This window comes from Exiguobacterium sp. s142, assembly GCF_018618455.1.
Taxonomy (GTDB): Bacteria; Bacillota; Bacilli; order Exiguobacteriales; family Exiguobacteriaceae; genus Exiguobacterium; species Exiguobacterium aurantiacum_A.
Map to the genome: position 1 here is coordinate 41305 of NZ_JACSMB010000001.1, position 22092 is coordinate 63396.

Annotated in this window: 21 protein-coding genes; 15 read left to right on the forward strand and 6 right to left on the reverse strand. The window is 55.2% G+C overall.

Annotation, left to right across the window (positions count from 1 at the left end):
* Positions 1-45 precede the first annotated feature (45 nt).
* Complete coding sequence (locus KNP77_RS00215) at positions 46-1257, forward strand: hypothetical protein (protein ID WP_131464974.1); 1212 nt, start codon at positions 46-48, stop codon at positions 1255-1257.
* Positions 1254-2393: a hypothetical protein gene (locus KNP77_RS00220; RefSeq protein WP_214887609.1), complete on the forward strand. Its 1140-nt coding sequence runs from the start codon at positions 1254-1256 to the stop codon at positions 2391-2393. The genes KNP77_RS00215 and KNP77_RS00220 overlap by 4 nt, the downstream gene beginning before the upstream one ends.
* Before the next feature lie 58 nt (positions 2394-2451).
* Here KNP77_RS00220 and KNP77_RS00225 read toward each other — a convergent pair whose 3' ends face one another.
* Positions 2452-3462 (reverse strand): tyrosine-type recombinase/integrase, encoded by a 1011-nt coding sequence (locus KNP77_RS00225; RefSeq protein WP_070327241.1) that lies wholly within the window; start codon positions 3460-3462, stop codon positions 2452-2454.
* A gap of 16 nt (positions 3463-3478) precedes the next feature.
* Positions 3479-4531, reverse strand: coding sequence for a GGDEF domain-containing protein (locus KNP77_RS00230; RefSeq protein WP_131505067.1), 1053 nt, complete (start codon positions 4529-4531; stop codon positions 3479-3481).
* A 352-nt stretch (positions 4532-4883) separates the two neighbouring features.
* Between KNP77_RS00230 and KNP77_RS00235 the strand changes: the two genes are divergently transcribed.
* From KNP77_RS00235 to parC, 3 genes are all read left to right on the forward strand, one after another.
* Positions 4884-5288, forward strand: a complete 405-nt coding sequence (locus KNP77_RS00235; RefSeq protein ID WP_016508698.1) for a CoA-binding protein — start codon at positions 4884-4886, stop codon at positions 5286-5288.
* 132 nt (positions 5289-5420) lie between these two features.
* On the forward strand, positions 5421-7388 hold the full coding sequence (gene parE / locus KNP77_RS00240; RefSeq protein ID WP_071397535.1) for a DNA topoisomerase IV subunit B: 1968 nt from the start codon (positions 5421-5423) through the stop codon (positions 7386-7388).
* Between the two features lie 2 nt (positions 7389-7390).
* Positions 7391-9796 carry a DNA topoisomerase IV subunit A gene (gene parC, locus KNP77_RS00245; protein WP_131470650.1) on the forward strand — a complete coding sequence of 802 codons (2406 nt, stop codon included), beginning with the start codon at positions 7391-7393 and terminating at the stop codon, positions 9794-9796.
* Between the two features lie 71 nt (positions 9797-9867).
* Here parC and KNP77_RS00250 read toward each other — a convergent pair whose 3' ends face one another.
* A complete protein-coding gene (locus KNP77_RS00250; protein WP_214887612.1) occupies positions 9868-10377 on the reverse strand; it encodes a DinB family protein in 510 nt (169 codons plus the stop codon).
* 173 nt (positions 10378-10550) lie between these two features.
* Between KNP77_RS00250 and KNP77_RS00255 the strand changes: the two genes are divergently transcribed.
* From KNP77_RS00255 to KNP77_RS00265, 3 genes are read left to right on the forward strand one after another with little or no spacing between them, the layout of a single operon-like run.
* The gene (locus tag KNP77_RS00255; protein ID WP_016508712.1) at positions 10551-11162 is read left to right on the forward strand and encodes an NUDIX hydrolase; all 612 of its coding nucleotides are present in this window, start codon (positions 10551-10553) and stop codon (positions 11160-11162) included.
* Between the two features lie 15 nt (positions 11163-11177).
* Complete coding sequence (locus tag KNP77_RS00260; protein WP_214887615.1) at positions 11178-11894, forward strand: MBL fold metallo-hydrolase; 717 nt, start codon at positions 11178-11180, stop codon at positions 11892-11894.
* Between the two features lie 18 nt (positions 11895-11912).
* The gene (locus KNP77_RS00265; protein ID WP_214887618.1) at positions 11913-12362 is read left to right on the forward strand and encodes a GNAT family N-acetyltransferase; all 450 of its coding nucleotides are present in this window, start codon (positions 11913-11915) and stop codon (positions 12360-12362) included.
* 254 nt (positions 12363-12616) lie between these two features.
* Here KNP77_RS00265 and KNP77_RS00270 read toward each other — a convergent pair whose 3' ends face one another.
* Positions 12617-13126, reverse strand: coding sequence for a flavodoxin family protein (locus KNP77_RS00270; protein ID WP_214887631.1), 510 nt, complete (start codon positions 13124-13126; stop codon positions 12617-12619).
* 422 nt (positions 13127-13548) lie between these two features.
* Here KNP77_RS00270 and KNP77_RS00275 point away from each other — a divergent pair, with 422 nt between their 5' ends.
* From KNP77_RS00275 to KNP77_RS00295, 5 genes are all read left to right on the forward strand, one after another.
* The gene (locus KNP77_RS00275; protein ID WP_214887633.1) at positions 13549-14397 is read left to right on the forward strand and encodes a transporter substrate-binding domain-containing protein; all 849 of its coding nucleotides are present in this window, start codon (positions 13549-13551) and stop codon (positions 14395-14397) included.
* Between the two features lie 6 nt (positions 14398-14403).
* Positions 14404-15099 (forward strand): amino acid ABC transporter permease, encoded by a 696-nt coding sequence (locus KNP77_RS00280; protein ID WP_214887636.1) that lies wholly within the window; start codon positions 14404-14406, stop codon positions 15097-15099.
* Between the two features lie 95 nt (positions 15100-15194).
* Positions 15195-16103: an AAA family ATPase gene (locus KNP77_RS00285; RefSeq protein ID WP_070327249.1), complete on the forward strand. Its 909-nt coding sequence runs from the start codon at positions 15195-15197 to the stop codon at positions 16101-16103.
* 1 nt (position 16104) lies between these two features.
* Complete coding sequence (locus KNP77_RS00290; protein WP_214887639.1) at positions 16105-17133, forward strand: DUF58 domain-containing protein; 1029 nt, start codon at positions 16105-16107, stop codon at positions 17131-17133.
* Entirely contained in the window at positions 17130-18107 is a 978-nt protein-coding gene (locus KNP77_RS00295) for a hypothetical protein (RefSeq protein ID WP_214887642.1), read from the forward strand. Before KNP77_RS00290 ends, KNP77_RS00295 begins: the two co-directional genes overlap by 4 nt.
* A gap of 49 nt (positions 18108-18156) precedes the next feature.
* Here KNP77_RS00295 and cls read toward each other — a convergent pair whose 3' ends face one another.
* Positions 18157-19623 (reverse strand): cardiolipin synthase, encoded by a 1467-nt coding sequence (gene cls, locus KNP77_RS00300; protein ID WP_214887645.1) that lies wholly within the window; start codon positions 19621-19623, stop codon positions 18157-18159.
* Positions 19624-19793: 170 nt separating this feature from the next.
* Positions 19794-20576: a LysM peptidoglycan-binding and 3D domain-containing protein gene (locus KNP77_RS00305; protein ID WP_035386025.1), complete on the reverse strand. Its 783-nt coding sequence runs from the start codon at positions 20574-20576 to the stop codon at positions 19794-19796.
* 208 nt (positions 20577-20784) lie between these two features.
* Between KNP77_RS00305 and KNP77_RS00310 the strand changes: the two genes are divergently transcribed.
* Both KNP77_RS00310 and KNP77_RS00315 read left to right on the forward strand, forming a co-directional pair.
* Positions 20785-21045, forward strand: coding sequence for a DUF1294 domain-containing protein (locus KNP77_RS00310; RefSeq protein WP_071397523.1), 261 nt, complete (start codon positions 20785-20787; stop codon positions 21043-21045).
* Positions 21046-21210: 165 nt separating this feature from the next.
* Positions 21211-22023: a helix-turn-helix domain-containing protein gene (locus KNP77_RS00315; protein WP_214887648.1), complete on the forward strand. Its 813-nt coding sequence runs from the start codon at positions 21211-21213 to the stop codon at positions 22021-22023.
* The last annotated feature ends 69 nt before the right edge of the window (positions 22024-22092 follow it).

Here is a 22092-nt window from a genome sequence, read left to right on the forward strand (position 1 = left end):
ACGAGTCAGTCAAGATGACGTGGCGACAGAAAGCGAGTGAGGCAGATGGAGACGATCAATTGGAAGAAGAAGATGGAGGAGCAGCTGAGGCGTAGCGGGTTTACGCTAGAGGTTGAGAATATGGCCAACATCGGAATGACGGAGATCCACGCGTCCTCGTCGCCGTTGATCTCTTATCCGCTCCGCATCCGGCTGTATGTGCGCATGGGCTGGCTCATGTGTACCGTCGATGCGACGACGGTCGACCGGAGCGAGGACCACCCGCTGTTCGAGCGGATGATCGCAGCGGTGTTCGAACGGATCGTCCGGCATCTCTACCACGCCTACGACTTCCACGTCTTGACCTATATCGGGAACACCGGCAACTATATCGCCCCGAAAGACTCGGATACGGGGGAGATCGTCCGGTTGCTCGCCCAAATCTGGAACGACCGCTCGTACTTGCATCTCGAGACGTATGAGGAGTTCCCGGCGCTATATGTGACGCCGCCTTGGGCGCATCAGGCGTACGCCATCGAGAGCACGGACGACGAGTGGATCATCTATGCGGGGCGCAGCGGCCGTCAAGCGACCGACTACCGGGCCGATGGGGTCGAACTGCGCCCTCACCGTCTCGCCGAAGGGGACCTGTTCTTTCCGGTCGACCGGATCTCGAAACAGCACGGACCGTTGGCGCTCGCCGAATGGCTCCGGCTCGAGCGCAGGGAAGTCGAAGACTTCATGCTCGCGTTCATGCGAACAATCCGGAAGTTCGACCCGTCGTTCGGGTTCGCCTGGGGCGGGACGGACACGTTCTTCCACGGCGTACCGGTCGAACCGTACGCCCAAGTGCTTCGGCTCGAGAGCGGGAAGCGCCGTTATCGGGTCATGAACAACTCGGCGAAGCGGCTGTTCGCGGTCGCCGACGACCCGGTCGTCTGTCTGAAAGAAGTCGAGCAGACGTTGCGCACGGTCCGTTTACCCGAGAACCGGGTCTCGGCCCTCGGACAGCTCGTCATGGGAGTGTGGCAGCAGTTCGAGTCCGATGAGTCGACCTATATTCAAGAAGTCGCTTATCGCGGCATCTCCAAGTTTCAAATCGAAGAGAAGATCGGCCACGCGCTCGCGAACCAGCAACGGATCCGCTGGGTCGAGAAGGCAGACTCTCACCAGTCGATCATCGAGTACGCCCACCTTCGGATCTCGTTCCCGAAACGTCCTCCCGGTATCGTCACAGTCGAACCGATCGAATCCACTTATGAAAGAGGTGCTCTATGAGAATCGTCGATGCACGTGCCATGTCAATCAGCCACGAAGACTTGATCGCCGTCACCGAGTCGTCCGTGTACTACCGTGAGAAGACGGGGGAGACGAGCTTTTCCATCTTTCGATACGATGAAGCGGATGGCACCATCACGCAAATCAATCGCCGCGTCTTCGAAGACTATGGCATATCAAAACTGTTCATCAGCGCCGACCGTGTCTACTTTTTGAACGAAAACCCGGACCGGACGGGGGTCGTGAGCACGGAACTAATCGCGTTCGACTACCGTACAGGTGATGAAGAAGTGCTGACGACGTTCGAGAAACGGGGCAACAGCACGTTATACTGGGTGCTCGCCGACCGTTACTTCCTCTTTTTGACGAGTTTCGAGGCTACGGACGAGGCGTGGCTGTTCGACGCCGAGACGTCCCGCGAAGAACGTATTCGTGACGAGCGGCTCGTCGGCCATGCCGGGCGCTTCCGTGAACTGTATTTGTTCACGACGGAGCTCGAAGGCGTGTCTTACATTGTATGTAACGCACGGTTGGACGAGTTTGATTACTATGACGCGCTCGAATCGGGACGCATCTCACCCGATGACCCGATCGACCATTCCGAAGCGATTCTCATCTGTCCGCTCGACGAGGCGGTCGAGGCCGTTTGGTCGAAAGCGGACGAGATCCCGTTCGATGATTTGATCCGGTTGCAAGGGGAGGGGGACACGGTCCAGTATCTCGGGGAGCGTGACAAAAAACTCCGGTTTGCGGCGTTCATCGACGCAGCCAATGAGGAGACGGTGTACGAACTGGCGGCACCGGACGTCCTGCACGAGCTCGCCGTCGTCGACTGGGGTGCCTATGAGCCGATCGATTTCACGTATGACGACGTCAGTTCGACCATCTTCATCAAGGTCGAAGAATCGATGGAGCATACGGAGTTGATCGATGCGACGACCGGGGCGAGATTTTTGGACACGTCACCGTTCGAACGGGTGCTCGACGCGAACTACTTCATCCACGAATCGGCCGATGGGCGCAACGGCGGGGTCAGCATCTTCAACTTGGAGGCGAACGAGCGACAGACGTTCGAAGACGCTTATTATACGGTACTCGACGAGACGATCGTCATCTTGTCGACGAAACAACTGTAAAAGCACGGCCCTCGATTCGTAGAGGGCCGTGCTTTTACAGTATGGTTTACATAACATATTATCGTAAACCGGATAACGCTTGTTTTTTCTTCTCGTCACCGATATGGGCATAGACTTGCGTCGTCGCCACCGACTCGTGACCGAGCAGTTGTTGGATCGTCAAGACGTCGACCCCGCTCATCGCCAACCGGGAAGCGAACGTGTGGCGAAGTTTGTGGGGCGTGACCTGCTTGTGGGTCAAGAACGGGAGATACGGTTTCAACCGGTCGATATGTCCTTTGAGCAGGTGTTGCACCGTCCTGACGGAGATGCGTCTTCCTTTCTCGGAACGGAACAGCGGCCCGGTCCCGTCTTGACGATGGTCAAGCAGCAACGGCTCGAGCGGGGAGGCGAGCGGGATGACCCGCTCTTTGTTCCCCTTCCCGATGACACGGATCGTCCCGGTCGCGAGGTCGATGTCGCTCCAGTCGAGCCCGACGAGTTCGGAGACGCGCATCCCGGTCAGTCCGAGCAGCTGGATGATCAGAAAATCACGGTCGCGGTTCCGTTCGTACCAGCTCGCCTCGCGGTCGGACATGCCGACGTTGCTGCGGACGAGCGTCGAGAAGTCGAGCCACTCGTGTTCAGTCAAATAGACCGGGTTCCGTTTGGCGCGCTTTGGGCGCTCGACCGCTTGGAACGGGTTGTGTGACGCGATCCCGGACTCGATCAAGAAGTTGAACAACGACTGCATCGTCGACAACTTTCGGTTGATGACGCTCGGGGCGTTATCGAGCTCGAGCGCGAGATAGGACGCATAGGCATCCGCGCCCGCATAATCGAGTTCGACGAACGAGGCGAGGTCGACCGTGGTTGGGTCGACCTCGGATGCGCTCGCGGCCTCGACCCACCGGAAGAAGTCGAAGAAATCGTATAAGTACCGCTGCGCGGTCTGTTCTGAATAGTGTTTCGCGGCCAAATGGTTCAAGAAACGTTGGATGAAGCCGGGCATGCGCTCGTATCCGTTCAGCTTGAAACGCTGCGTCGTGACACGTGCCGGCGCTTGCCCGAGCTGGCGGAATATACTCAAAAAATCTCTCCTTTTGTTAACTGATCGATGTGACGATCCGGTCCTTACCGGCCTGTTTCCCGGCCCTGAGGCGGTCGTCTGCTTCTTTGACAAGTGTGTCGACGGCCTCTAATCCGTCACGGCACGAGACGCCGAACGTCATCGTGACACTGAGGCGACGCCCGTCATAGATCGTCTCGGTCGTCTTGATCCGTTCCCGGAGACAGTCGAGCGTCTCTGCGACCTCATCTGCTGTCTGATTGCTCATGAACAGCAAGAACTCTTCTCCACCCCAACGGACACAGATCCCGTCGGTCCGCTCGAGGGCGGCGGCGACTTGTTTGAGGACGAGGTCGCCACAATCATGGCCGTGGCGCTCGTTGAACGCTTTGAAGTGGTCAATATCGGCGAGTGCGACGGCATATGGGCGGCCGTCTGCGACCGCTTCTGCGATGGCTTGCTCGATTCGTTGATAGCCGGTCATCCGGTTATACAGCCCGGTCAATCCGTCCCGTGAAGCGAGGACGTTCAAGCGTTCGTTCGACCGTTCTAACTCGGTCGTCACCTCGACGACCGAGTTCTCGAACACGAACGTCAGCCCGGCGATGAGTGCGATCGTCGACAGCAGACAAGTCAGCCCGATCACTTGCTCGATCATGGGGGCGAGCGGCTGTGTCCCGACCGTGACGTTCCAGTAGAGGAACCCGTAGATCGCCATCGCGAGCCCGGTCGACATGACGCGGACCAAGCGGCTGACGTTCGGCATGAAGAACACACCGTACGCCACCATGATGATGAAGTAATGGACGTTTGCGCCCCACCCGAGGACGATCGTCGAGATGATGGCGTTATAGACGACTTCGACGAACAGTCCGATAAAGAACGTCCGGTAGTACCGTTTATGTACGAAATAAAATGAGAGCGTGTAATAAAGAACGCTGAACACGTTCGACCAGGCGAGCACCGTGACGTCGAGACGCCAAAACGTGACCAAGAACACGACATGGATGAGCCATGCGAGCGCGTTCCCGTAAAAAGTGATGCGGTAATTATACAGTGTACCGCGACGTTCCTCATAGGCAGTCCCCACGTGAACACCTCCTCGTTCCAGTATACCGAAACTGTAAGGATTTGCCTACGCCTGTTCGAGAATCGAGTCAATCCACTCTCTGTAAACGTTGATTTCAGGACGTTATAATTGCGTGAAATAGATATTTCACGCAAGGTTTATAGAAGCGTCGTTTGATTCGTTAAAACAGACGTGGTGGCATCTTCCGATTTAAGAGCGAATCAACAGGGTGACAATACATTATTATGTAAACCACTATGAGGGATATAAACTTTTGTTTCGACAGCCGTTCATCCGTTAAGCGAAAATAAAGCTTGAAACGGGGAACGAGGTAACGTTACACTGAGAACGTAAACAAAAGGGGGATTTCAGGATGGACGACCAACGTTTGAAACAACATCTCGCTGAAGCGAAGACGATCGCTGTCGTCGGTGTGTCATCGAACCCGAACAAGACCGCCAACCAGATTGCGGAGTATTTGCTCCTGCAAGGGTATACGGTCATCCCTGTCAATCCGACGCTCGAGACGTGGAACGGCCGCAAGGTGTATCCGACGGTCGAGAGCATCCCGGGACGAATCGATATCGTCGACGTGTTTCGCCGGAACGAATATTTGGCCGGCGTGGCCGAGGACGCGGTCCGTCATGGGGATGTCGGACTCGTCTTTAACCAGCTCGGTCTGTCGAGCAAGGACGCCGAACGAATCGTTCATGCTGCCGGACTTGACTACATCGAGAACCGGTGTATTTACGTCGAGCACGCTCGACTCCTCGGCTGAGACCTGCCCCTGCGGCAGGTCTACTTTTTTTCACGCGTCGACGGCGCGGAGAGGGAGGCTTGCCAGAATCCCGAAACAGCTATACAATTAGGTATGAAAAACGAACATGTGTTCGAAGATGAGGTGACTGACATGTCAACAAAACTATTTAATTATAATGAAGACGCCATCCAAGTGCTCGAAGGGCTCGCTGCCGTTCGGAAACGACCAGGGATGTATATCGGCTCGACCGACCATCGCGGGCTGCACCATCTCGTCTACGAGATCGTCGACAACGCGATCGACGAGGCGCTCGGCGGTTTCGGTGACCAGATCGATGTGACGATCCATAAAGACGATGCCATCACGGTCCGTGACCACGGGCGTGGTATGCCGACCGGGATGCACGCCTCGGGAAAACCGACGCCGGAGGTCATCTTCACGGTCCTCCATGCCGGCGGAAAGTTCGGCCAAGGCGGCTACAAGACGTCAGGCGGACTGCACGGGGTCGGCGCCTCGGTCGTCAACGCGCTCTCGAGCAAGCTGCTCGTCACGATCTATCGCGACGGCAAAGTGTTCGAGCAGACGTTCGCTGACGGCGGTGTGCCACAGACGACGCTCCTCGAGACGGGGAAAGCCCGCCAGACCGGAACGAGCGTCTACTTCAAGCCGGACACGACCATCTTCTCGACGACGACGTATAACTACGACACGCTCGCCGAACGGCTCCGGGAGTCGGCTTTCCTATTGAAAGGGTTGACGATCACGTTGACCGACGAACGCTCGGACAAGCAAGAGACGTTCCATTACGAGAACGGGATCGCCGAGTTCGTCCACTATTTGAATGACGACAAGGCGACGCTCCACCCGACCGTCTACTTCGAAGGGACCGAGAACGACATCGAGCTCGAACTCGCCTTCCAGTTCACGGACGCCTACTCGGAGAACGTGTTGTCGTTCGTCAACAACGTCCGCACCCGGGACGGCGGGACGCATGAAGTCGGCGCCAAGACGGCGATGACCCGGATCATGAACGAGTACGCCCGCAAAAACGGCTTGTTGAAAGAAAAAGACAAGAACCTCGACGGCGGCGACGTCCGTGAAGGCTTGACGCTCATCGTCTCGGTCCGGATCCCGGAGGAGTTCCTCCAGTTCGAGGGACAGACGAAGTCGAAACTCGGCTCGCCTGAAGCCCGTGCCAGCGCAGACGCCGTCATGGCCAAGCAGCTGACGATCTTCCTCGAGGAGAACCCGCAGATGGCGACGATGCTCATCAAGAAAGCGATCCGCGCGGCCCAGGCCCGCGAAGCGGCCCGAAAAGCGCGTGAAGAGGCGCGTAACGGCAAGAAAAAGAAACGTTCGAGCATTCTGAACGGGAAACTGACGCCGGCGACATCAAAAAACGCCGCCAAGAACGAGCTGTTCCTCGTCGAGGGGGATTCGGCCGGCGGTTCGGCCAAACAAGGCCGTGACCGGACGATCCAGGCGATCTTGCCGCTCCGCGGGAAGGTCATCAACTCGGAGAAGTCGAAACTCAATGACATCATGAAAAACGAGGAGATCAACACGATCATCCACGCGATCGGCGCCGGGGTCGGACACGATTTCGACCTCAGTGACTGCAACTTCGACAAAGTCATCATCATGACCGATGCCGATACGGACGGGGCCCACATCCAAGTTCTCTTGTTGACGTTCTTCTTCCGTTACATGAGACCGCTCGTCGAGGCGGGCAAAGTGTTCGTCGCCTTGCCGCCGCTCTATCGCATCTCGAAAGGGAAAGGCAAGTCGGAGCAGTTCGAATACGCCTGGGACGAGGAAGCGCTCGAGAAACTCGTCAAAGTGTACAAAAAAGGCTATATCATCCAGCGCTACAAAGGTCTCGGTGAGATGAACGCCGATCAACTGTGGGAGACGACGATGAACCCGGACACACGGACACTTATCCGTGTGACGATCGATGACGCTGCCGTCGCTGACAAGCGCGTCTCGGTGCTAATGGGGGACAACGTTGCCCACCGCCGCGAATGGATCGAGGAGAACGTCGCCTTCGGTCTCCAAGAAGATGATTCGATCATCGCCAATGAACATGTGACTAAAGCGATTGAGGAAGTGATGTAACGATGTCGACGATTCAACACATTTTAAACTTGTCGCTCGAACAGGTCGTCGGAGACCGTTTCGGGCGTTACTCGAAATATATCATTCAAGACCGGGCGCTCCCGGACGCGCGCGACGGGCTCAAGCCCGTTCAGCGCCGGATCTTGTATGCGATGCACCATGAAGGCAATACGAACGACAAGGCGTACCGGAAATCGGCCAAGACGGTCGGGAACGTCATCGGGAACTACCACCCGCACGGTGACTCTTCTGTCTATGAGGCGATGGTGCGTCTGTCGCAAGACTGGAAGCTCCGCTACCCGCTCATCGACATGCACGGGAACAACGGCTCGATGGACGGCGACTCGGCTGCCGCGATGCGGTATACCGAGGCACGGCTGTCGAAGATCGCCGGTGTCATGCTGACGTCGATCGCCAAGAACACGGTCGACTATACGCCGAACTTTGACGATTCGACCGAGGAACCGCTCGTCTTGCCGTCACTCCTGCCGAACCTGCTTATGAACGGGACGACCGGGATCTCGGCGGGGTATGCGACCGAGATCCCACCGCACAACTTGACCGAGGTGCTCAATCTCGCCATCGCCCGACTCGCCGGCGAAGTCGAGACGCCGAATGACGCCTTTCGTTACATGCAAGGTCCCGACTTCCCGTCCGGTGGCACGGTCATGGGCAAAGACGGCATCCTGAAAGCGTTCGAGACCGGTAAAGGCAAGATCATCATCCGCGCCAAATCGGTCATCGAGCCGCTCAAGGGCGGCCGTGAACAGATCACGATCACCGAGCTCCCGTATGAGGTGAACAAGGCCAATCTCGTCAAGAAGATGGAAGAACTCCGTCTCGACAAGAAAGTCGAAGGCGTCGCCGAAGTCCGTGACGAGACCGACCGGACCGGGGTCCGCGTCGTCATCGAATTGAAGAAAGAAGCGGACGCGGAAGGTGTGCTCCACTTCTTCTTGAAGCATACCGACCTGCAGCTCGCCTATAACTACAACATGGTCGCGATCGTGCAGCGGACACCGAAACAGCTCGGTCTGTTACCGATCATCGATGCGTATTTGAAACATGTCGAGGAAGTCGTCACCCGCCGGACGACGTTCGAGCTCGAACAGGCGAAGAAACGCGCCGAGATCGTCGACGCGCTCGAACAAGCCATCTCAGTGCTTGACGAGACGCTCGAACTGATCCGTTCGGCCAAGGACAAGTCCGAGGCGAAGCAGAAGCTCATGGATCGCTTCTCGTTCACGGACCGTCAAGCCGAAGCGGTCGTCATGCTTCAATTGTATCGCTTGACGAACACGGACATCGTCGAGCTCCAAAAAGAAGCGAAAGTGTTGCAAAAAGAGATCGCGCGCCTCGCCAACATCTTGAACGTCGACGCGACGAAGCGGAAACTCATCTCAAAAGAGTTGACGGCGCTCCGTGACGAGTTCGGTGATGAGCGGCGTTCGGTCATCGAGGCCGAAGTCGAAGAATTGAAACTGAAGACCGAGGTCATGATCGCCGTCGAAGAGACGATGGTGTTCGTCAGCCGTGACGGCTACGTGAAACGGTCGTCGATGCGCTCATACGGCGCCTCGAGCGAGGACATGCCGGAGATGAAACAAAAAGACCGGCCCGTCCTCCTCACCCAGGCGATGACGACCGACCACTTGCTCGTCTGGACGAACAAAGGCAGCTACCTGCTCATCCCGGTCCACCAGATCCCGGAGACGAAATGGAAAGACGCGGGCCAACACGTGGCCAACCTCGTGCCGATCGAAGGCGAGCAAGTCGTCTCGGCCGATGTCGTCTCGACGTTCGAGACGGACGCGCACTGCCTGTTCGTCACGAAAGACGGCATGGTCAAACGGACGCCGCTCCGTGACTATGACGCCCAGCGCAAGTCGAAGGCGCTCATGGCGCTGAAACTGAAAGGGGACGACGAGGTCGTCTTCGCCGGCATCAGTGACGGTCCAGGCCAACTCTTCCTCGTCTCTGAGCGTGGATACGGGCTTTGGTTCAAAGAAGACGACGTCCCGGTCGTCGGACAGCGTGCCGCCGGTGTCAAAGCGATGAACTTGAAAGACGGTGACGTCGTCGCCGACGCGTTCGCCTTCTTCACACCGCCGCTGTTCGTCCTCGTGACGCAACGCGGAGCGGTCAAGAAGATGAAGCTCGAAGACCAGTTCGACTGCACGAACCGCAACCTGCGTGGCACGATGCTCATCCGTGAGGTCAAATCAAAACCGCACCAGATCCGCCGCGTGCTGCCGGTGCATGGGGATGAGACGATCCACATCGTCGGCAAAGAGACCGCGAAGACGGTCAACGCGAAACAACTGACACTGCTCGACCGCTACGCCAACGGCTCGTTCGTCTTCGACGAGGAGACGTTCGGTGACATCGAGGACGTCTATCTCGATTGATTCAGCAAAAGCCTGCACACGCGACAGTATATGTCATGTGTGCAGGCTTTTTTTGTCTCTATTCGTCTTTGTCAGTCATGGAACGCTCTAAGATACTGTTCCAATTCCGCCTGTTGAAGCAAATGGTGTCTGGTGTGCATCTCGATGAGCGTGTACCACTCTTGCGCGTTCAACCAGCCGAAGCCGCCATGTAGCGCTTTACAGTTCGGGTCGGCCGCGCGAATCATCGGCGCACACTTCTCCAACCGTGTGATGAGGTCGTCAAGACGGCGTTTCAAAGCTTCACGGCTATCGGTATTGTCGGGCGGGCCGTTCATTTCGTCCGGTAGTTTGATTTTAATAGGGGGGAATCCACCGTCGCTAAACAACAGCTCCCCAAACTCGGTCTTCCCGAGCGGTTGGTGCTCAGCATTCGTCAGACATACTTCCATCTCGTCTAGATACTCATGGGCGACGACGATGATATGGTCATACATCTGCCCGATCGACCAAACATCCGTCTTCTCCTTATAGCGGAGTTGATTTGATGAGTATTGGTCGAGGTCTTGCTTGAACCGGGACAACAATTCGATAGCGGACATATGCCTCCTCCTTCTACTGCTACGGATGTTTCCGTCAAGTATACCATGAGCCGGGTGTCGTAAACTCCAGACTGGAGCGACAAATACTTTCTTGTGGGAGCGGGTATTATGAAAAGGAACAATCAAGCCCGATGGCGAATGGGATAAGCAGGACAAACGATGGAGGGATTTCTATGTCAGACTGGCTCACTTGGGCCAAACGGCTACAAGCACTGTCGCAAGCGGGCTTGACGTTCACGAAGGACGAGTTCGACCGCGAGCGTTATCTCGAGCTTCAGCAGATTGCGACCGATATGTTCGAACGACAGTCGAACCTCGCCTTGCATGAGATCACTGAACTGACGCACGTCAACGGCTATCCGACACCGAAGCTCGACGTACGCGGTGTCGTCTTCCGAGACGACGAGTTGCTGCTCGTGCGTGAGCGGTCGGACGGGCTGTGGACGCTGCCAGGCGGCTTCTGTGAGGTCGGCCTGTCACCGTCAGACAATATCATCAAGGAAATCGGGGAAGAGGCAGGCTTTGATGTCGCCCCGATGCGCCTCGTCGCCTTGTTCGATATGCACCGTCACCCGCACCCGCCGTTGTCACAACATTATTATAAACTGTTCATCGAGTGTGAGCTGATTGGCGGGGAAGCTCAAGTCAGCCATGAGACGAGCGAGATCGGTTTCTTCTCGCGTGACGCCTTGCCGCCGTTGTCGCTCGCACGCAACACGCTCGAACAGCTCCATATGTGCTTTGACGCCCGGTGGCAGGACGATTGGGTCACACTGTTCGACTAGGAAAGGGGAGGTCTTATGAAAGTCACACGGATTGAAGATGTCCACCAGCTGACGTTCTATTCACCCGTCTTGCCGATCAACGTCCAATTGATCGAGAAAGAGCTCGGCCTCGTCTTGATCGATACCGGGTTGAAGCAGAACGCCGCTGACATTTTAACGTATATCGAGGCACAAGACCGCCCCCTCCTCGCGATTCTGCTCACCCACGCCCACGGGGACCACGTCGGTGGGGTCGATACGATCCTGAAGGCGCATCCATACGCCGAGCTTTACGTCTCACGCCGTGACGCCCGCTTGTTAGCAGGGGACCGAACGACGGACTCAGGTGAGCGGCCACTCAACATAAGAGGCTCGTTGCCGCCGATCCGGTCGCTACCGGACAAGTTGCTCGACCCGGGTGAGCGGCTGTTCGGTCTTCGCGTCTATGCCGCCGCCGGCCACACCCCGGGCTCGATCGCTTATTTCGATGAACAGCATCGCCTGTTGTTCGCCGGTGACGCGTTCCAATCACATGGGGGAGTCGCAGTGGCAGGGGACACGCGTCCGTTGTTCCCGCTCCCGGGTCTGGCGACATGGGACAAGCGGGCCGCGGTCGACCATGCCGAGCGGTTGCTTGACTTGGCGCCGCGTCATACGTTCGTCGGCCACGGCAAAGCGCTTGAAGGCACACATCGGCTCTATTTGGCACTGAAACGGGCTAAGCGTAAGCAAGCCCGTCGCTTTTCACGATAATCTTTGGGGGTATGACAGATGGAGTTACGGGAGATTCGGACGACGGATTACCGGCAAGCCGAGCAAATGCTCGAGATTCAACGGAACGCCTATGCGGTCGAGGCCGAACTGATCGGATTTGACGAGATCCCGGCCCGATATGAGACGGTCGAGGTCATTCAAAACTTGCCGGGTCTGAGCTACGGCTTATACAACGAGGAGCGGATGATCGGGTTTGTGACGATCGAGGCGGCCGAGAACACGGTCGAGATCACGAAGCTGTGCATCGATCCGACATACTTCAGGGCGCGGCTCGCGACGACGTTGTTAGAACACGTGCTCAGTCTACACGAGGACAAACTTGTCTACGTGCATACCGGCAAACATAACGGTCCGGCCAAACGATTGTATTCAAAGCTTGGCTTCGAGCCGAGCGCCGAGTTCGAACCGGAACCATGTGTCACATTGATCCGGTTTACGCGAATTTGATCCCAATCTCATAATTCTAGATTCTGTCTCACTACTTTAAGTATACTAAAGGATTGAGACAGAGTTTTATTTTTACTGATAATATATGTTATGTAAACTAATAAAATTTGAACCGCTCCTCGGTAGTTTTCAGGACTCACCTGCTTCCCACGTTTATGTGATCAGTTATGTCGGCAGGTCGTGCTTCTCTTAGCCACCGATTCGTTTTGTTGTTCCTCGTTCGGACGTTGGCACAGCTTGATTCCGTTCAGATTTTATAAAATGCCTCCTCTTTTCAGCCAGTCATAGATCGGTTTCTGGACATCCTCAAGCGCAATAGGAATGTTCGTCTTGGGATCCCATTTTGTCGTTATCGAAATACTGCCCATCACTTTTCCGCCTTTCTTCTCAATCCTTTTTGTAATTGAATCGATAACCTGTTGGGGAACTTTTTCATCACCTTTAGTTATGAACAGCCAAACTTTCTTGTTTTTGAAAGAAGTCTTTTTTAAGTAACTATTAATTGCCGGAGGCGTCTTTCCTGCCCAGACTGGGGTTCCTAGGAATAGATGCTCATATTCTTTTAATGCAAAGTCCATTGGCATGATAACGCCTCTCAGACCAAAAAACGCTCCCATTGCTGCACCGGCGATGTTACCGAGTTTTCGCTGCTTTTTATCTTCGATTCTTTGAATGTCAAACTCTGTAATCCTTTGAATTTCTTTCGCGACTACTTCTGTACTGCCGATCCATGAGTAATACACAATCAAGCTACTATTCTTCATTATGTCACTCCTTCCATCGTTTTTAGTTTTCCCTCCCTCTATCTACAGAGGAAATACCCTTAAACGATGGCAAAGAACCTAACTGTCCTCGCCTGTTCTTGGACAGGATAGCATAGGCCTTCCTCTCGGGACCTAGCACAGTCCTCTCACCTGATTTAAAAAGCTGTGGACTCATCTTGCCTCTATCTCCCACTTGCGCACCTGTCGATTCTCTAGAGGTTGAAGGTTGGTGAATAGCATGCTGTTTCATAAATTATTCTTATCTGTATTACCTGTATGAAACCCTGATTCAATGACATGATAGCGCTTTTAGAATAAACGTTTCAAAAATATCTTACCTGCTGTTTCTATGTTCTTCGTAGTTGCCTCTAGGCGTTCATCATGCTATTTTTAGACAGATGATACTTTAAGGAGGAACATGAATGAAACGTATGACAAAAGGTTTAGCAGCAGTTATCTTGCTCGCTGTCCCGCTCGCGGCGTGTGGTGATTCTGGCACCGATCAGGCCGAAACTTCGCGCTGGGATGAGATCAAAGAAGAAGGTACGCTGACGGTCGGTACGGCCGGGACACTCTATCCCGCCTCGTTCCGTGAAGAAGAAAGTGACGATTTGACGGGGTTTGACGTCGAGGTCATGAAAGAGATCGGAAAACGTCTCGACCTCGAGGTCCAGTTCAAAGAAATGGCGTTCGACAACATGTTGACGAGCGTCCAGAACGGACAAGTCGATGTCGTGGCGAACGACATCTCGGTGACGGAAGACCGCAAAGAGAAGTTCGCCTTCTCCGTACCGTATAAGCACACTTACGGGACGGCAATCGTCCGGAAGAGCGATCTTTCAGGCATCAAGTCGCTCGAAGACTTGAAAGGCAAAAAGGCAGCTGGTGAAGCGACGACCGTCTTCATGGACGTGGCGCGCCAGTATGGGGCTGAAGAAGTCATCTACGACAACGCGACGAACGATCAGTATCTTCGCGACGTGTCGACAGGTCGGACCGACGTCATCTTGAACGACTACTACCTCCAGACGCTCGCCCTCGCCTTCTTCCCGGAATTCGATATCGCGATCCACCCGGATATCGCCTATAACCCGCAAGACGTCGCGTTCTTGATGAACAAGGACAATTCAGAGCTTCAAGAGAACATCGACCGCGTCCTTGAAGAGATGCTTGAGGATGGCACGGTGAAGCAGCTGTCCGAACAGTTCTATAACGGTGCTGACGTATCCGTCGAACCGGACGTCGACGCGACAATCGTCGAATTGGACTAAGGCGATATGTTCGAAGGTGTGAAGTGGGAAGCAATCTTTGACGCCGACCTCGCCATCCGCTCGTTCCCATACTTGCTAGGTGGGCTGCCGAACACGCTCTGGATCTCCTTCCTCAGCATGTTCTTCGGTTTAGTGTTAGGACTCGTGCTCGCGCTCGGGAAGCTGTCTCCATCGAAGCTAGTGCGTTATCCGTCGACGTTTTACGTCTCGTTCATGCGCGGCGTCCCGATCTTGATCATCTTGTTCATCCTCTACTCGGGGTTCCCGTTCATAGGGATCGAGTTCGCGGCGTTGACGGCAGCGATCATCGGATTCAGCTTGAACTCGGCCGCCTATATCGCGGAGATCATCCGCGCCTCGATCCGTGCCGTCGATCAGGGACAAATTGAAGCGGCCCGGTCGCTCGGCATGAACAAGTGGCTGACGTTGAAAGGGGTCACGTTGCCTCAAGCGACGCGAATCGCCCTGCCCCCTCTCTCGAACGTGTTCCTTGATCTGATCAAGGCGAGCTCGCTCGCCGCGATGATCACCGTCCCTGAGATCTTCAACAAGGCGAAGATCGTCGGCGGTCGTGAGTTCGACTATATGACCGTCTATTTGGTCGTCGCCCTGATCTACTGGGGCATCTGTACGTTCATGTCGTTCTTCCAAGATTGGCTCGAGCGGCATTTCGAACGCTATTTGGATACACCGAAACGATGACTTTGCGGTCATCGTTTTTTGTTTTCCTTTTTGTGTAAGCGTCGAGTGTGCTATGATTTTCTTAATTATCAGAAAACAGACGGGGGAATTTTATTATGGTGCAACAATGGACAACACATTTAAACGGTTTAGTGATCGGGCAATCGAAAGCGATCAAGCTGTCGACGATCGCCTTGCTTTCAGGGGGACATGTCTTACTCGAGGACCGGCCGGGGACGGGCAAGACGACGCTCGCCCGGAGCCTTGCCTCCTCCGTATCGGCCGCTTTCCAGCGCGTGCAATGTACGCCGGACACGCTGCCGAGTGACATTTTAGGGATGGAACTGTTCAATCCGACGACAGGTGCGTTCGAACGTCGGACCGGACCGATCTTCACATCGATCTTACTCGTCGATGAGATCAACCGGACGACACCGCGGACACAGTCGGCGCTCTTAGAGGCGATGCAAGAGCGTCAAGTGACGCTCGGTGAGGTGTCGCTCCGTTTGCCGGACCCGTTCTTCGTCATCGCGACGCAGAACCCGTTCGACGGACAAGGGACGTTCCCGCTTCCGCAGGCACAGCTCGACCGGTTCTTATTCAAGCTCTCGCTCGCCCCGCTGTCACGGGAGTCAGAGCGCCGACTGCTCCGGAACGAGCATTTGAGCGCAGCGCCGTTCACGTTGAAACATGAAGAGCTCGCCGTGATGCAGCAAGCCGTCCGTGACGTGACGCTGCACGAGGCGATGGAAGACTATCTGCTCGACTTCGTCGAGGCGCTCCGGCACCACCGGGACATCGAGGTCGGGCCGAGCCCGCGGGCGACGCTCGCCTACACGATGGCGGCCCGGGCCCACGCCTACATGGACGGACGGGACTACGTCGCACCGGAAGACATCCGGGCGCTCGCCTTGCCGATTCTCGGGCACCGCATCGTCTTGACGGTCGAGGCATCGCTCAAGACGAAACCGTCGAAACTGATCAAATCTGTGTTAGAGACCATCGCGGTCCCATCCGAGGTGTGACATGCAACTCGTCAGCCCGCGCTATCTAGAATCCGGCTACATGTGGCTCTTGTTCGTCGTCGGGGTCTTCACGGCGCTTTACGGGAACGTGTTCCTCGCGAGCGCCTTGCTCGGCGTCAGCATCTACGCGCTCGTCATGCCCGAGCTGTTGTTCCGCCTGGCCGAACACGTCCGTGTCGAAGTGACGGACGAACTGAAACTGTTCCCGGGTGACGAAGAGTCGTACGTCATCCGCCTCATCTCGACTGCGAAAGTCCCGCTCGGTGTCGTCCGCTTGTCGGGTTATCTCCACCCGACCGTCGAAGTGGAAAACCACGCCTTCTGGCGCCAGGAGAATTATGTCGGTGGCGAGGCGGTCGTCTCTTACGACCTACCGCTCAAAGCCATCAAGCGAGGTTCGATCCGTGTCGAGGCGATCGGCATGGAGATCCGTGACCCGCTCCGCATGTTCTCGCTCTATAAAGAGGAACCGCTCGCAAGGATCGGGTACGTCTTCCCAGAGTTCCTGCCTTATCCGATCCCGAAACGCCCGCCGACGCTACCGGGCGAGGAGATGGTCCGTCATAGCGCCTATCGTGACCCGGAGACGTTCCAGTCGGTCGCCCCGTATCACGGTCAACCGATGCGTCAACTGTACTGGTCGGCTTATGCGAAGACGGGCGAACTGCTGGCCCGGACCGAACAGCCCGTCCAGGCGAACGAGTACGTCGTCGTCTTGGACTTGTTGACGAAAGACGGGCGCTCCCTCACCCATCAGATGGAACGCGTGATCTCGCAAGCGGCGGCGCTGTGCCGTGACTTCGAGAAAGAGAACGCGAGCTACGGACTGATCGTCCCGACGCTGACGAAAGACGGGATCACGTACGACCTCGCACCCGGGAGCGGCGAGACCCATTTCCGCAAGGTCATGACGACGCTCGCTTGTCTGTCGGAACGAGACTTCCCGATGGCCCGGTCGTTATTCGAACGGAAAGTCGCCAAATACGGCGGCAGCCAATCGATTCTTCGGCTCGGAGGTGACGGCAAATGAACTGGCTCTGGTGGTTGTTCGCGGCATTTTATGTCGGTCACGTCTATCCGCTCGTCTTCCTGTTGACGCTCCGTCTGCCGCGGAACTGGCAGCTCGGCATCCAGACTTTGCTCAGTATCGGTGCGCTCTGGTTCTCGTATGAGATGAGCATCACGTTGCTGTTGTTCACGTATGCGCACGCCTTCATCCGCACGCTCGATTGGACCGACCGTTACGCGATCGCGAGCGTGTTGTTCTTGATCACGGATTGGCTGTTCCCACCGGCCGAGCAACCGCTCCTCATGATCGTGTTCCCGTTCCTGTTTTTGTTTTGGCAACGGAGCCTGTATTACCGTCGCGACTATAAACGGATGTTGTCGACGCTCGTCGTCGGCCTAGCGGTCGGTCTCGGAATGGCTTTTGTCATCCGGACGGTCAAAGAGCTGTTGTTCGGCGACCTCATCACCTGGATCCGACCGTTCTTGCTTTGGATCGGCGGCTGGTTCGACGGGATCACGCTCGACCCGTCCGACCGGGTCAACCGATTCATGATACCGGACAACCCGAACCTCGATGCCGAGACGATCGCGAACGAGACGTTGCTCGAATCGGCGAAGAATCAGTCTTCCGCGCTAGTCATCTTCTTCATCGTCCTGCTCGTCGGCGGTGTCCTGTTGTTCTTCTATTTACAAAAGCGAAAAGACATCCACGAAGTGCTGTCGGTCCCGAAAAAGGCCCATCAGACGGCACGGACGGAACGTCGCTTGACGCGGACGCCACGTGATGTCCGCTTGCTCGAGGCCGGACGCCGGCTTGAACAGGTGCACCCTCGCCATCGCGAGGAGACCGCGCACGAGTGGTTGGAACGGATCGACTTTACCGATGGAAGCTTGTTCGCAAGTTGGCTCGAGGCGGCCGAGTACGGTGAGAAGGAAGCGCCGACCACGGTCGTCGAGGCGTTTGAACGACACGTCAAACACGTGTTGAAAAAATAAAACCAGCCAAGATGTTCAGGATTGAACCCGAGCGTCTTGGCTGGTTTTTTTATAGTATCGGACTCAACAGACGCGACACGCTCTCTTTGAAACGAATCCATTTCGTCCGTGTCTCATAACGTTCGAGCGTCAACAGCTCAGCGCACGATTTGTCGCGGTCGAATGCGTCGATGACGGACCGGGCGACAGCCTCATCATAGACGAGGGCTGAAATCTCGAAGTTGAGGTGGAAGCTGCGGGCGTCGATGTTCGTCGTCCCGATTGAAGCGACCTCGCCGTCGATGACGAGCGTCTTCGCATGCAAGAAACCGCCCTCGTACGTATACACCTCGGCCCCGTACCGGACGAGTTCGGCCGCATTGGCGTATGTCGCCCAGTAGACAAACATGTGGTCCGGTTTGTTCGGGATCATCAGTTGAATCTTCGTCCCTGACATGAGGGCGATCCGGCAGGCGTCAAGGAAACTCGCGTCCGGGATGAAGTATGGCGTCTGAATGTAGATCGTCTCTTTCGCTTCCCCGATCATCTTGACGAGCATGTTCTTTAAATGCTCCGTCGTCGAGTTCGGACCGGAGGTGACGATCTGGACGGGTGACTTGAACGCCTCGAGTGTCTTGCTTGGCCAAATGAACTCTTCTTTCAACGCTTTTCGTTTCGTCGGGACGGAACGGTTCCAATCGAGCAAGAACCGTTCAAGCAACTCTTGGACCGCCTCCCCGTTCATCCGCAGATGGACGTCACGCCAATAGCCGAAATGCTGGTTCGTCCCCATATACTCGTCGCCGACGTTGAAGCCGCCGATATAGCCGATGCCCCCGTCGATGACACACAGCTTGCGGTGATTGCGATTGTTGACGCGGAAGTTGATGCCGAGGCTCGACGGGAAGAACGACTTGACCTCGCCTCCGCTTTCAAGCAGCTCTTTGAAATGTTTACGTCTCAGCCCTCTCGAGCCGACGGCGTCATAGAGCAACCGGACCCGGACACCGGCTTGGGCCCGTTTGGTCAGCGCCGCGATCAACGCCTGGCCGAGCGAATCGTTCTGGATGATGTAGTATTGGATATTGATTTCTTGTTTGGCCGCCTCGATATCGTCGAACAAGGCAGCGAACTTTTGTTTCCCGTCATGGATGACTTGGATGTCGTTATGATACGTGACGAGCGCGTTCGTCGACGACAGGTTCAGCCGGGCGAGACGCCGGTATTTTGCTAACAGCGGGTCTTGCTTGAAGATCAGCTGGTTCCCATCCAACTCATCGAGCTGTTGTTGGACGTGCAACGCATACTCACTACGCCGCTCTTCATCGACTTGATAGAAGTTGTTCGACTTGATCAAACGACCGAAGAAGATATAGATGAAGAAACCGATGAGCGGCAAAAAGAAGAGGACGAGCAGCCAGGCCCATGTCGAGCCGATGTCGCGCCGTTCAAAGAAGATGATCGTGATGGCGAACGTCATGTTCAAGATGACGAGCAGGATGCCGAACACGCTGATGATGATTTCTGTCGTGAGCATCAGGTTCTCCCCCCTTTTACGATTTGGTACATACCCGGTTTTTCTGACCAGACAAGACCTGATATATCTAGTTTGCCTGATTTCGAAGGAGAAAGGTATACGAGCTTGCAGGTTTGAGCGAATAGAACGCAAAAAAACACCGCGCCTGCGGTGTTTTTGGGGTCGATCGATTAGTTTAAGACTTTGATTGTGATTGATTTACGACCGAAGTTGAGCGCTTGCTGTTGTGTCGGCATCAAGAGGTCAATTTTGTTCCCTTTGATAGCGCCGCCAGTGTCTCCAGCGATTGCTTCGCCGTAGCCTTCAACCCATACTTTAGAGCCGAGCGGGATGACTGAAGGGTCAACCGCGATGACTTTTTGGTTCGGGTTCGAACGAACGTCGATACCTGTTGCCGTGATACCAGAGCAACCTGCACAATATGGCGTGTACGCCGTTGCTTCAACTGTCATCGTCTTACCCGAAGCCGGAGCTTGAGTTTGCGTTGTAGACGTAGACTGTTTTGTCACCGGTGCAGACGTTGATGCTTTTGGTTTAGCTGCTGGTGCACTGTTCGCAACCGATGCTGCTTTGGCACCTTTCACAGCGAATTGTTGACCAGGGAAAATGAGATCTGATTTAAGACCGTTCCATGTCATCAATTGATTGACAGAGACACCGTTGTTTGTCGCGATCCGATACAACGTGTCGCCTGATTTAACTGTGTAAGTGTTTGAAGAAGCTGTCGCTTTTGCTTCCGACTTCGCGAGCTTCAACACTTGGTTAGGATAAATCATATTCGAGTTTAAGCTATTTGCTTGTTTGATGTCGTTCACAGATACACCGTTGTTCACGGCGATACGGTACAAAGTATCTCCAGACTGAACCGTGTGTGTTGATGCTGCCGAAGCTGGAGCAGCGACTCCTAAACTAAGGCCAGCGAGTGCCGTTAGTGTCAATAGTGGTTTTTTCATAAGAATATTCCTCCCTTTTCTAACGCTCCCTTACTGTAACACCTCTATATTTCACTGCCGTTACAGGCTGATATGAGAGTGATATCAGTTCAGTTACAGAAGCTTTCAGGGAGATGAGAGGAGTCTGAATTCTTACAATCTAGATAAAAATGGCTTTGTTGAGCCGTTTTCAGCTATACTGATAAGGTGAGAAAGGAGGTTTTAGTCTTTGGAACTATTACTGCTGTATTACATTGTGACTAATTTACTAGCGTTTATGTCATTTTTCCTCGATAAACGACGTGCAAAATCCGGGGCTTGGCGTATTTCGGAACAAACGTTGCTCATTCTCGTCTGGATCGGTGGAGCGTTTGGGGCTTATGTCGCGATGCGCCTCTTCCGTCACAAGACGTTGAAGCCGAAGTTTCGGATCGGGGTCCCGGTCGCGATTCTCGTTCACGCCGGGATCACGTCACTTTTCATCTTCTGAGTGGAGCCGGCTATCTTTTCTGCTCCATTATATAGAAGGAACGTGATAAGACGTCTCGTGACAATAGAGATATAAATGTCGGATTAATCATGAATTCATCTGGTTCAAGACTGTCAGCCCGGTGTAATCCCGAAACAAATGTTCAAATATTGAGGTGGGATGAAGATGTTGGAACAAAGTTCACTTCAGATCGTGGAATCGACAACAGGCGCGGTCATGACAGCTATGATCCACGTGACCGATCACTTCCACGCCTTTATAGTGAGGGCAGGTCGCGTCGACTTGATGGTCAACGGGGACCGTCATAGTCTTCGCACCGGGTCGGGCCTTTTGTTGGCGCCGGGGCAACTGTATCAAGTCGTTTCGTCCGAAGAAGCGACTCGGTTCGTCGACGTCCGTGTCGATCCATACGACTTATTCGCACCGTTGCTTGCCGAAAGGTTCGTCACGCCGTTCATGACGGGGGCGACGTTGCCCCTAAAACTCCTCACGCCGACCGAGCGCGCGGAGAAGGCCGTGTTAGATACGATCGACAAGGTATCCCGAAGTTTACATGGCGACTCATCGTTCGCCCTCTTAGATGCCACGCTCCAGATGGCGGTCGTCTGGCGTTACTGGATTCAACAGACAAACGAGCAAACGAGACTCGTCGGTCAAGACCGGATGAAGGCGATGCTCGCTTATATCCATGAACATGTGACGGAGCGCGTGACGCTCGAACAGATTGCCGAGGCCGGTGGCTTGAGCCGGGCGGAATGTTGCCGCTATTTCACGAAGTGGACGGGCAAGAGTCCGCTCGCCTATGCATGTGACGTCCGCATGGAAGCGGCGGCGCATCAGTTACAAGAGACGACGGAGTCGGTCGCCGCAATAGCGAGTCACTACGGCTACACGAGCGTCAGTCACTTCGTCCAGACGTTCAAGAAAGTACATAAGGTCACCCCGCTCGTCTACCGCAAGAGCAAGAAGACCAAGTGAAGAGGAAATGAAAACAGGAGTCTGGCCGCCGAGTTTCGATGGCTAGACTCCTTCTTTTTGCGTTCTCGA

What these genes read in the sequence shown, in the direction of transcription:
- KNP77_RS00285 (WP_070327249.1), top strand. Translation starts at nt 15,195, where the DNA reads ATGGTGCAACAATGGACAACACATTTAAACGGTTTAGTGATCGGGCAA.
- KNP77_RS00220 (WP_214887609.1), top strand. Translation starts at nt 1,254, where the DNA reads ATGAGAATCGTCGATGCACGTGCCATGTCAATCAGCCACGAAGACTTG.
- KNP77_RS00255 (WP_016508712.1), top strand. Translation starts at nt 10,551, where the DNA reads ATGTCAGACTGGCTCACTTGGGCCAAACGGCTACAAGCACTGTCGCAA.
- KNP77_RS00215 (WP_131464974.1), top strand. Translation starts at nt 46, where the DNA reads ATGGAGACGATCAATTGGAAGAAGAAGATGGAGGAGCAGCTGAGGCGT.
- KNP77_RS00295 (WP_214887642.1), top strand. Translation starts at nt 17,130, where the DNA reads ATGAACTGGCTCTGGTGGTTGTTCGCGGCATTTTATGTCGGTCACGTC.
- KNP77_RS00260 (WP_214887615.1), top strand. Translation starts at nt 11,178, where the DNA reads ATGAAAGTCACACGGATTGAAGATGTCCACCAGCTGACGTTCTATTCA.
- cls (WP_214887645.1), bottom strand. Translation starts at nt 19,623, where the DNA reads ATGCTCACGACAGAAATCATCATCAGCGTGTTCGGCATCCTGCTCGTC.
- KNP77_RS00250 (WP_214887612.1), bottom strand. Translation starts at nt 10,377, where the DNA reads ATGTCCGCTATCGAATTGTTGTCCCGGTTCAAGCAAGACCTCGACCAA.
- KNP77_RS00235 (WP_016508698.1), top strand. Translation starts at nt 4,884, where the DNA reads ATGGACGACCAACGTTTGAAACAACATCTCGCTGAAGCGAAGACGATC.
- parE (WP_071397535.1), top strand. Translation starts at nt 5,421, where the DNA reads ATGTCAACAAAACTATTTAATTATAATGAAGACGCCATCCAAGTGCTC.
- parC (WP_131470650.1), top strand. Translation starts at nt 7,391, where the DNA reads ATGTCGACGATTCAACACATTTTAAACTTGTCGCTCGAACAGGTCGTC.
- KNP77_RS00265 (WP_214887618.1), top strand. Translation starts at nt 11,913, where the DNA reads ATGGAGTTACGGGAGATTCGGACGACGGATTACCGGCAAGCCGAGCAA.
- KNP77_RS00290 (WP_214887639.1), top strand. Translation starts at nt 16,105, where the DNA reads ATGCAACTCGTCAGCCCGCGCTATCTAGAATCCGGCTACATGTGGCTC.
- KNP77_RS00315 (WP_214887648.1), top strand. Translation starts at nt 21,211, where the DNA reads ATGTTGGAACAAAGTTCACTTCAGATCGTGGAATCGACAACAGGCGCG.
- KNP77_RS00275 (WP_214887633.1), top strand. Translation starts at nt 13,549, where the DNA reads ATGAAACGTATGACAAAAGGTTTAGCAGCAGTTATCTTGCTCGCTGTC.
- KNP77_RS00305 (WP_035386025.1), bottom strand. Translation starts at nt 20,576, where the DNA reads ATGAAAAAACCACTATTGACACTAACGGCACTCGCTGGCCTTAGTTTA.
- KNP77_RS00270 (WP_214887631.1), bottom strand. Translation starts at nt 13,126, where the DNA reads ATGAAGAATAGTAGCTTGATTGTGTATTACTCATGGATCGGCAGTACA.
- KNP77_RS00280 (WP_214887636.1), top strand. Translation starts at nt 14,404, where the DNA reads ATGTTCGAAGGTGTGAAGTGGGAAGCAATCTTTGACGCCGACCTCGCC.